General features: G+C 46.6%; 4 protein-coding genes. All 4 read right to left on the bottom strand.

Going from position 1 to position 2,243, the window contains the following annotated elements:
* Positions 1–5: 5 nt before the first annotated feature.
* The gene (locus Q8M98_03075) at positions 6–782 is read right to left on the bottom strand and encodes a DNA adenine methylase (protein MDP3113737.1); all 777 of its coding nucleotides are present in this window, start codon (positions 780–782) and stop codon (positions 6–8) included.
* Positions 779–1,540, bottom strand: a complete 762-nt coding sequence (locus Q8M98_03070; GenBank protein MDP3113736.1) for a DNA adenine methylase — start codon at positions 1,538–1,540, stop codon at positions 779–781. The genes Q8M98_03075 and Q8M98_03070 overlap by 4 nt, the downstream gene beginning before the upstream one ends.
* Positions 1,541–1,649: 109 nt before the next feature.
* Positions 1,650–2,009, bottom strand: coding sequence for a hypothetical protein (locus tag Q8M98_03065; GenBank protein MDP3113735.1), 360 nt, complete (start codon positions 2,007–2,009; stop codon positions 1,650–1,652).
* A 34-nt stretch (positions 2,010–2,043) separates the two neighbouring features.
* Positions 2,044–2,243, bottom strand: a 200-nt coding sequence (locus Q8M98_03060; GenBank protein ID MDP3113734.1) for a hypothetical protein, incomplete at its 5' end; no start/stop codon positions are given.

The raw sequence follows: 2,243 nt of genomic DNA, 5'->3' as shown, positions 1-2,243 counted from the left end.
TGGCATCAGTAATTGCGGATTAGTAGCTCTGTTTGGGTCTGGAAACTGCCTGAGACAGTATATTGCGCTTCGACTTCATCAATAATAAAGCCTTGGTAGAGTGTGCGGATAAACGGATCGTTATTGTAGGACAGCAGAAACTTCCCTTTGATCTGCTTCAGGATGGCTGCCATCTCTTCATGCTTAGTAAAGGCATCGGCATCATCTCTGTCGTATAGATGCTCCTTTGTGAAGTAAGGTGGGTCTAAGTAGAAGAAGGTATTGGGACTGTCATACCGGCTCAGTATCTTCTCAAAGTCCTGTTTCTCAATGATTACCTGCTGCAGACGTTCTGAAGCTGCTTTGACCTTTTCCAGTCCTCTCAGTGGCATATACTTGTAGCCCTGCATAATGCAGAAGTTCTTTGACCTTGAACCATAAGAGCAGGAGAGTTGGAAGTAGAAGCGAATGGCTCGCTCCAGTTCCGTTTTGGGTTGATGAGCTGCAAAGCTGTCGAATAACTCTCTGGAGATAAGATACTGGTTCAACTCGGTAACAAAGGCTTCCGGGTGCTGTTTAATGTACTTCCAGAAGTTCACCAAATCACCATTGATATCGTTATAGACCTCCGTGTAACGGCTCTTATTGGATAATTGCCAATCTTCCTTCTTAGGCGACTTTCCGAATAGTACCCAGCCGGCACCGCCGAACACTTCACAATAAATGTCATGCTTGGGTATCATTGGTAGGATCTTCTTTCTGAGCAACCGTTTGCCACCTATCCAGGAGATGATAGAGTTCACTTTACCTCCAGTGGGAAGTTGGCGATGATTACTTCATTATATTCAGACTTGCCTTCCTTACGATTGATGCCCTTGGTTCTGGTAACATGCAAGGTGGGATAGCCTTTGTACAGTTTCAGCACATCAGGATTGTCGTCATAGCTGAGGATGAACCTGCCTTTGATGTTTTTGAGTTTCTGAAAGAGAGCTTCGTGGCTGAACTGCTTGGAGTTCTCATAGGTATAGCCGGTCATATATGGTGGGTCGCAGTAAAAGAAGTTGGTCTTGGTGTCGTACTTATCAATTACCTTCTCGTAAGACAGGTTCTCGATGATGACCATATCCAATCGCTTGTGCAGTTCTTTGATACGGTTCAGCCGGTTATACATACTGGATGTGCCACGTTTCTGAGAGGTGCCGAAGCTGTCGCCTTTTGAGCCATACGATCTGGTAATCAGGAACATGAAGCGGGCAGCCCGCTGTATCTCAGTCAAGCCTTCCTGTTTCATGATCTCGCCAAAGAGTTTACGGCTGGCGACGAACCAATCCAGTTCCCTGATCAGTTCATCAGGATGATACTTGACCTGCAGGAAGAGATTTACCAGGCGGTAGTCGAGATCGTTGTACACTTCGAGGTCAGCCCAGCGTTCTTTGAGTAATAGCATCCAAGCAGCCCCGCCGAAGGGTTCGATGTAGCCGGTAATACCTTCCGGCACATACTGGGAGATGGTCTTTCTGAGCAGGCGTTTTCCGCCTATCCATCCGATTAAAGCATCCATTAGAGGTCTCCACTGTAGGCTTTGGGGTCGTTCAGACAGAGCCTTAGATACAGTTCCGGCATGGTCAGTGTGTTGAAGTCTTCATTGTTAAAGCCGAGTTTTCGCATGATCATCTCGAACTTCTCGTAGGGGTAACTGTAGGCTTTTGAGTGGTTGCCACCGCTAATCCGAAACTCCCGAGCCAGTCTTTGCACTTCTCCTTGCTGGCTCTGATATAGGCGAAAAAAGCGGAGATGTACTCCAGAGCTACTACTGCATCCATCTTGTCAGGGTCTTGTCCGGAGAGAATGCGGATCAGCTCTTTATCGGCTTCGGAGGTGGAGATCAGCTCTAACAGCTCGACTTCCGATACCTTGGTCAGCTTGCCGGATAGCAAGTCTTCCAACTTTGCCTTAATGGCGCCATTGGAGATAGCCAGACAGAGGATCTGCCGGAGTTGGTTATAGGTCAGTTTAGGTTCTTTAATCATAGTGATTCCTTGTATATGATAATCTTTACTTTCTTTAATTGGGACTGAAGAACATCTTGATAGCCACTCCCACGAGCATAAAGAATTGGGTGGTGGAGACGCCCAAGAGGATTTTCATGTTCGTCTCCACCCTTGCCATTCTGGTTACAAGTGAGTTATTGCTGTTGCCGTTGCCATAGAGTTCCTCATGTACACTATTGAGTTTATCCTTTATTTCAGGTTTGCATTGGCAGA

It is taken from the genome of Candidatus Cloacimonadaceae bacterium (assembly GCA_030693415.1).
GTDB lineage: Bacteria > Cloacimonadota > Cloacimonadia > Cloacimonadales > Cloacimonadaceae > JAUYAR01.
This window is presented reverse-complemented; position numbering and strand designations above follow the sequence as displayed.

Bases quoted from the DNA above. Each gene is read 5' to 3' on its own strand.
- Q8M98_03070 (MDP3113736.1), bottom strand. From the start codon at position 1,540: ATGGATGCTTTAATCGGATGGATAGGCGGAAAACGCCTGCTCAGAAAG.
- Q8M98_03065 (MDP3113735.1), bottom strand. From the start codon at position 2,009: ATGATTAAAGAACCTAAACTGACCTATAACCAACTCCGGCAGATCCTC.